The sequence below is a fragment of the Streptomyces sp. NPDC004134 genome (assembly GCF_042874195.1).
Lineage (GTDB): Bacteria > Actinomycetota > Actinomycetes > Streptomycetales > Streptomycetaceae > Streptomyces.
This window is the reverse complement of sequence record NZ_JBIAMS010000052.1, coordinates 1-7,815: the sequence shown is the minus strand read 5'-3', so window position 1 is coordinate 7,815 and position 7,815 is coordinate 1. Positions and strand designations below refer to the sequence as shown.

At 73.2% G+C, this 7,815-nt stretch carries 5 protein-coding genes and 1 pseudogene; all 6 read left to right on the top strand.

The features are described from left to right. Positions 1–186 precede the first annotated feature (186 nt). Entirely contained in the window at positions 187–3,159 is a 2,973-nt protein-coding gene (locus ACFYVJ_RS34710; RefSeq protein WP_388900496.1) for a chondroitinase family polysaccharide lyase, read from the top strand. Positions 3,160–3,191: 32 nt separating this feature from the next. Further along, positions 3,192–4,460, top strand: a complete 1,269-nt coding sequence (locus ACFYVJ_RS34705; protein WP_388900493.1) for an alpha-L-fucosidase — start codon at positions 3,192–3,194, stop codon at positions 4,458–4,460. 114 nt (positions 4,461–4,574) lie between these two features. Beyond that, complete coding sequence (locus ACFYVJ_RS34700) at positions 4,575–6,026, top strand: WGR domain-containing protein (protein ID WP_388900490.1); 1,452 nt, start codon at positions 4,575–4,577, stop codon at positions 6,024–6,026. A gap of 508 nt (positions 6,027–6,534) precedes the next feature. Further along, entirely contained in the window at positions 6,535–7,281 is a 747-nt protein-coding gene (locus ACFYVJ_RS34695) for a ScbR family autoregulator-binding transcription factor (RefSeq protein WP_388900488.1), read from the top strand. 155 nt (positions 7,282–7,436) lie between these two features. Then, on the top strand, positions 7,437–7,631 hold the full coding sequence (locus tag ACFYVJ_RS34690) for an acyl-CoA carboxylase epsilon subunit (protein WP_388900486.1): 195 nt from the start codon (positions 7,437–7,439) through the stop codon (positions 7,629–7,631). Positions 7,632–7,642: 11 nt separating this feature from the next. Further along, a pseudogene (locus ACFYVJ_RS34685) lies at positions 7,643–7,815 on the top strand (methylmalonyl-CoA carboxyltransferase); the annotation flags it as partial.

The following is a 7,815-nucleotide window of genomic DNA, read 5'->3' as shown; positions in this document are numbered from 1 at the left end:
CCCCAGCCCCCCGCGCGCGGGTGGGGGGCCCCCCCCCCCCCCCCGCCCGGGGGGCCCCCCGCCCCCCCCCCCCCCCCGCCCCCCCCCGGGGCGGGGGCCCCCCCCCCGCCCCCGGGGCCGGCCGCCCCGACCCCACTGGAAGAACGCGCACTCGCGCTGAGCCCGCCCGCGTTCCTGCTGGAATCCGTGATCCCCCCGCACTTCACCGCGGGTGAAGGATCGACGCTCGCCCTGGACGACCACGCCTCGGTCTGCGGCCGGCACGCACTGCGCTGGGACCACGGCCCGCACTCGCGCCTCACCGTCGCCGCCGACCTCGGCTGGGCCCCCGATCCGTACCGGACCAGGCCCCTGGCCGACCAGGCGTGGCAGGGCACGGTCGACACCTTCTCGGTGTGGATCCACAACGAGAAGGCCACCGACGACGTCGTACGGTTCGAGTTCGGCCGCGGCGAGAGGACCGACTGCTGGTTCGACTTACGGCTCGGGTTCACCGGCTGGCGCACGGCCTGGGTCAGGTACGCGTACGACATGAACGGCACCCCGCGCACCGGCATGGACACCGTGCGGATCATCGCGCCCCGCCGGGCCGGCACGCTCCGGATCGACCAACTGCTGCCGAACGTCGCCCTGCGCCCGGACGCGCCCTGCCGCGACGCTCAGGTCCCGCACGTCGGCGCCGAGGGCGACGAGTGGGACCAGCAGCACTGGCAGGCGCTCTACCTCTTCGACCGCCTGCTGAGCCGGGCCACGATCGACACGCCCGCACCCACCGCGGCGGAACTCGATGCCCTGCGGATCCTGCTGACCCGCTACCACGACGACTACCTCGCCGCCGCGCCCAAGGTCGACGACGCCTACGTCGCGAGCCTGTCGGCCCAGGCCGACCGGCTGCTCGACGGCCGGCCCCTCTTCTCCTACCAGTCGCAGATCTACCCGCCCGAGATCGCCGCCGACCTGAAGACCTTCGTCGACACCGTCAGCCTCACGGACTTCACCATCCACATGCGCCGCATCGCGCAGGCCCACGACGCCGCCGGACCCGCACACCGGGCGGCGCTCGGCGAGCTGTACGTACGCTCGGTGCGACGGCTGCGCGAGCAGGGCTGGACCGACGGGAGCTGCCAGGGCACCATCCACCACTCCGGCTACGCGCTGACCGGCTACTACGACTCCCTCCACCTGATGCGGGACGTGCTGCGCGATGCCGGCCTGCTCGACGCCGTGCGCGCCGACCTGACCTGGCTCTGCGGCTTCGGCCGGATCTTCCGCGGCTACGACTTCCGCAACGGCCACGGCTCCACCGCCGACATCATCAACACCACCGTGCGCGGCATGCTCGCCGTGGCGCTCCTCCAGGACGGCGAGGCCCGCCAGGTCGCCTACCTCAAGCTGCTGCGGGACTGGCTCGACACCTACCTGCTGCCCACCCCCGGCATCCAGGACGGCCTGAAGACCGACGGCACGACCTTCCACCACGTCGGGTTCTTCCCCGACTACGCGCGCGACGCCTTCAACGGCATCGCGCCCGTCATCTACCTGCTCAGCGGCGGCCTCTTCCGGGTCTCCGCCGAGGCGCACCGCGCCGTCAAACGCGCCGTGCTCACGCTGCGGGTCGTGGGGAACACGTACCACTGGCCGGTCTCCCTCAGCGGCCGCAACCCCGGCGGCACCACGGGGCTGTCGCCCCACGCCTTCCAGTGGCTCGCCCTCGCGGGCACCCCGGAGGCCGACCGCGAACTGGACCCCGAGACCGGCGCCGCGTTCCTGCGCCTGCTGCCCGCCTCCCCGGACGGCGCGCAGCGCAAGGCCGCCGCCCGGCTGACCGCGGCCGGCATCACGGCCGAGAAGGCCCCGGCCGGCGCGTGGGCATACAACTACGCGGCGCTCGCCGTGCAGCGGCGCGACGACTGGCAGATCACCGTCCGCGGCCACAACCGCTACCTGTGGTCCACCGAGATCTACGACGGCTCCAACTGGTACGGCCGCTACAACACCTACGGCCAGATCCAGGTCCTGCACCGCGGCAGCCCCGTCACCAACCTCGCCAGCGGCTACCGCCACGACGGGTACGACTGGAACCGCCGCCCCGGCACCACCACGCTCCACAAGCCGTGGTCCGCGCTGAAGGCCGACCTCACCGGCACCATCGAGGAGATGCTGCTCACCGAGGAGCGCTTCGCCGGCGGCCACGCCATCGACGGCCGGCACGGCATGTTCGCTATGCGGCTGCACGAGCACCCGAAGTACGAGGGCAGTCACCGGGCCCTCACGTCGGTCTTCCTCTTCGACGACCGGGTGATCGCCCTCGGCACCGGCATCGCCAACCGCGACGCCGCGCACGAGACCGAGACCACCCTCTTCCAGACCGCGCTCGCCGACCCCGGCGAACCCACCTGGCACGGCGGCCCCGAGCCCATCACCGCGTTCCCGTACGAGCGGCGCGATCTCGAACTCCCCGCGGCCACCTGGCTGGTGGACGACAAGGCACTCGGCTACTACCTGCCCGCGGGCCAGCGCCTCGGCCTCACCCGTACCACGCAGACCTCCCGCCACCACGGCAACGACTCCGAGACCCGCGGCGACTTCGCCACGGCATGGCTCGGCCACGGCAGGGCGCCGCGCGCGGGCGCGTACGAGTACGCCATGGTCGTCGGCGCGACGCCGGAGTCCATGGCGGCCTTCACCGCCGCCATGGCGGACCCGGCCGCCGCCCCGTACCGCGTGCTGCGGGCCGACGCCCGCGCGCACATCGTGACCGACCGGGCCACCGGCATCACCGGCTACGCGGTCTTCGAAGCGGTCCATGACCTCGGCGACCCGCTGGTACGCGCGATCGACACCCCAGCGATGCTCCTCGCGCGCGAAGACGGCGCGGACGCCCTGGTGCTCTCCGTGTGCGACCCCGACCTGCGGCTGTACCGGGGCCGGGATCCCGACCAGTACGAGCAGGGCCGTTACACCGGCCACTGGACCGCCTACTCCCGGCCCTGGATGCAGAGCCCCGGCGCACCGCACGAGCTGAAGCTGACCCTGGCCGGCCGCTGGCGGACGGGCGGTGCCGGGATCGGCAGCAGGATGGAGGGCACCCGCACCGTCGTCTCCGTCACCACGCGCGAGGGGCGGCCGGTCCAGTTCCGGCTGTCCAGGGCTCGCTGAGCGCCGATCCCGCAGAAACAAAGGAGACTCGCATGCCGATGAACCCCTGGTTCCCCGACGCGAAGCTGGGCATCTTCCTCCACTACGGCATCTACGCGGTCGACGGTGTCACGGAGTCCTGGGCCTTCTACACCGGGGAGGTCACCCACGAGCGGTACATGCGGCAGTGCGCCGGATTCACCGCCGCCGCGTACGACCCGGAGGCGTGGGCGGACCTCGTCGCCCGCTCCGGCGCCCGCTACGCGGTGCTGACGGCGCGGCACCACGACGGGGTGTCGCTCTGGGACTCCCGGCACAGCCACCTGGACGTCGTACGGGACACGCCCGCCGGGCGCGACCTCGTCGGCGGCTTCGTGGACGCCCTGCGCAAGCGGGAGCTGAAGGTCGGGCTGTACTACTCGCACTCGGACTGGAACCACCCCGACTACGCCAGCGTGACCCACTCCGCGCCCCCGAAGGCGGAGATCGCCACCCACCCGCTGGTCGTCCCGCGGAACGGCGTGGCGCGGCCCGAAGCCTGGGCCCGCTACCTGACCTACCGGGACGCGCAGGTCGCCGAGCTCCTCGACCGCTTCGCCCCCGACCTGCTGTGGTTCGACGGCGAGTGGGAGCGCAGCGAGGAGCAGTGGGGCCTCGCCGAGCTGGCAGGGCTGATCGGCACCCGGGCGCCGGAGGCGGTCCTGAACGCCCGCATGCTCAGCTACGGCGACTACGCGACGCCCGAACAGAGCCCGCCTGTCGTACCGCCCGCCGGTCCCTGGGAGCTGTGCCTGACGGTCAACGACTCCTGGGGCTACAAGCCGCAGGACACGAACTACAAGTCGGTGGCGCGTCTGGTGCGCTACTTCACCGAGACCATCGGCGGGGGCGGCAACCTGCTGCTCGGCATCGGCCCGCGCGAGGACGGCACCATCCCCGAGGAGGAGGTGGCGCGGCTGGAGGGGCTCGGCGCCTGGATCACCGGGCACGCCGAGGCGGTGTACGGCACGACCGTGGGCCTGCCCGCCGGCCACCACCACGGGGCGAGCACGGTGTCGGCGGACCGGCGCACGCTCTACCTCTTCTGCTACGACCCGCCGCGCGAGGCGGTCGCCGTCCGCGGCCTGCGGACGCCGGTCGAGCGGGTACGCGTCGTGGGCAGCGGGGCCGAACTGGCCCACGAGGTCGTCGGGGGACCCGGCGCGCCGGGCATCACGTGGATCAGCGCCCCGGCCGCCGCCGACACCGACGCGTCCGCGACCGTCCTGGCCGTGGAACTCGCCGGCGAACTCGACCTCTACCGGGGGCCGGGACGGGACTGACGGCCCGTCACCTCCACCCGGCCGGCGGCGCCGGCGATGTCAGTGCCCCCTCCTAATATGCGCAGTGGTGGGTCCGCCGGAACGGGGCGGGCCCAGCTCGCGGAGGGGACTGCCATGGCTGCCGGTTCTGGGGTGTCGACGACGTATCTGGAGCTGTCGCAAGACGGCGGCGGGGCGCACAAGTTCTACGAGGTGCGCGTCGACGGCCTGACGGTGACCGTGCGTTACGGCCGGATAGGGGCAGCCGGGCAGACGCAGCGGTCGACCTTCGCCACGGAGGGGAAGGCGAAGGCGGCCGCCGCGAAGAAGGTGGGGGAGAAGGTCCGCAAGGGGTACGCGCCCGCCGTGCAGGGGCAGCGGGCCCCGCGTGCGGTGACCCGGCGCTCGGTGGCCTCCGCGCCGTCCACGGCGCGCGCGGTGGCCCCCGTGCTGTGGCGGTTCCGCACCGGCTCCTCGGCGTTCGGCATCCATGTCGACGACGAGCGCTGCTGGGTGGGCAACCAGGCGGGCGAGGTCTACACGCTGGACCACGACGGCGGCGTCCTCGCCAGGTTCGGGCTGCCGGACGGCGTGAAGTGCCTGGTCGCCGACGACTTCTGGATCTACGCGGGGTGCGACGACGGCCGGGTCTACGACCTGTCGTCGAAGCTGCCGTTCGCCGCGTACGACATCGCTGCGGACGTCGACATCTTCTGGCTGGACATCCACGAGGGCGTGCTGAACGTCTCGGACCGGGCGGGCCGGCTCACGGTCATCGACCACGAGGACGAGCACCAGTGGGCCCGCCGGAGCCGGGGGGAGCACGCCTGGCTGGTCCGCGCCGACGAGCGGGCCGTCTACCACGGCCACCACAGGGGCGTCACCGCCTACGCGCCCGACGGCAGCGGCGAGTTGTGGCACACGCCCACCCGGGGCGGGGTCCTGTTCGGCTGGCAGGAGGACGCCGCGGTGTACGCGGGCACCGCGCACCACGCCGTGCAACGGCTGTCGAAGACCACCGGCGCGATCGAGGCCACGTACCCCTGCGACAGCGCGGTGTACTCGTGTGCCACCTCGCCCGGCGGGCGGTACGTCTTCGCGGGGGACTCGCAGTCCTCCGTCTACTGCTTCGACCGGGACGGCGCCCGGCTCTGGAAGCTCGGCACGGGCGGCGGCTCCGCGCTGTCGATGCAGTACCGCGACGAGCGGCTGTACCTGGTGACCACGGACGGCTCGCTGGTGTGCGTGGACGCGAGCGAGGCCGCCGTGTCCGCGGCGGAGCAGGGCACGGTGCCGGTGGCCCGGGACGTCAAGCTCGACGCGGCGCTGCCGACGTACGCGCCGGCCACTGCCGTGGCCGCGGTGGACACCGTCGCCGTCGCCCCCGCCGGTGCCGTCGTCGTGGAGTGCATACGGGACGGCGGCCGGGTGCGGGTGCACGTGGTCTCCGAGGGTTACCACCCGTCCTGGAACGTCCAGTTCCCGCGCGCGATACGGGAGCCGGGCGCACGCTACGTCGTGGACGCGCTGCACGCGGCGGCCGGCGGCTTCTACCGGGTCCGGGGTGAGATCCGCCGGCTGCTGTGACGCGGGCGGGCGCCGACTCCGGCGGGCCGGACCCGGAAAGCATTCGGGCCCGGCCCGCCATGAGCCGTTCGCCGGCGGCGACTTGCCGAATCGGTCCGCGCGAATTGGCACGCGCCGGGCCGGGCCGGGCCGGAGAGGCCCCGCGGCCTGAATACGCCGCCAATGGCGCTGTCCGAGTGACCGGGCCTGGGGCATGACATGAGCAAGCGATTACCGCCCCGAGTTTGGGCAGGAATTTGCCCGGACTTTGCTCCGGCACGGCCGGGTGAGCGTGGCGTGCGGTGCCGCCCGCGGGACCGGCGCCCGGGCCGGTCCGGGTCGGTTGAGGACAAGCGGCCACGTTTGTGACCGGTCCGTGTGGGATGATCGGAACTCTTCCCGCAACGGGCGGCGGGCTTGCGGCAATCGTGGATGTGCGTTCTGGGGCGTAGGCGCGAATCCCCGGTTCCGGCGGCGTCGTCCCCGGTCCCGGACGTGTCCGGGGCAACGACCCCCCCAGGAGGTCCTCGTGGCGCGCCAGGAGCGAGCGATCCGCACCCGCGCTCTGATCCTCACTGCGGCTGCGTCCGTCTTCGGAGAGCGTGGGTACGAAGCCGCGACCGTCAGTGAGATATTGGCCAGGGCCGGCGTCACGAAAGGCGCCCTCTACTTTCACTTTCCGTCCAAGCGCGCGCTCGCCGAGGGCGTGCTGGCCGAGCAGTTGAACGACATAGACACGCCGGCCAGGGAGTACCGCACCCAGGAAGTCATCGATACGGGCCTTGCCCTCGCCTATCGCGTACGCCGGGATCCGGTCATCAGCGCGCGCGCCTGGCTGTCCCTCGGACAGGAGATGCAGCGGCTGTTCGGCGGCGGCGTCATCCCCGCGTGGCTGGCGGAAACGCGCCGTCTCCTGGAACAGGCCAAGGAGGAAGGCGAATTGCTTCCCCACATCACGCCTGCCGAAACCGCCTGGGTGGTCTCCGCCTGCTGGACCGGAGTACAGGTCTATTCGGCCACGCTGTCGAACGGCGACGACCTGGAGGAGAAGGTGTCGCTGCTCTTCGCCCACCTGCTGCCGTTCATAGCCGTCCCCGATGTCCTCGGGAAGCTCGACTACCGCGCCGAGCGGGCGGGGGAGGTCGTCGCCGAGATGGACCGCCGCTACGCGGAGCTGGCCGCCCGCGAGGCGGCGGGCGACACCGGGGCCGTGCAGCGCCTCCGGGGTCGCGGGGAGGCAGGCGAGCCGGGGGGCAGCCTCGCGGCGGGCGCGTGAGCGCGCGGCGGCGCGGTAGCGGCGCGCCGGTCCACTAGACCGGCGCTCGCGTGCCGTTGGAGGCCCGCGGCGTACGAGGCGGCGTCGAGCCGGAGCCCACCCGTGCTGCACCGGCGGCACCGAACGTGGCGGGAGGACCTCAAGGGAGGTGGCCCGTGCGTGACCGGGACGCGGTGAAGGTCGAGCGGGGCTCGGCGGACGCGGCGGAACTCGCCGCGCTCACGGTCGCCCTGCTGTCGAGACTGCGCACCGGGGACGGGCTCTCCGGCGAGTACGTGCCGCACCCCGCGGCCGGCTGGCGCCGGTGGGAGCGCGCCGCCGCCTATCGCGCTCCGCACAGTTGGCAGTGAGGGGACATCTGATGACGACCGTCCAGGAACCGGTGCCGGCGCGACTCGGTACCGAGACCGGAGTCGCCTGCGAACGGATGCAGCAGTACCGCCGGATCCGTGCCCAGGCGCAGGCGGGGCCGAGTGAGCGGGCGACTGCCGCGCAGAGGGCGAAGGGGAAGCTCACTGCCCGGGAGCGGATCGA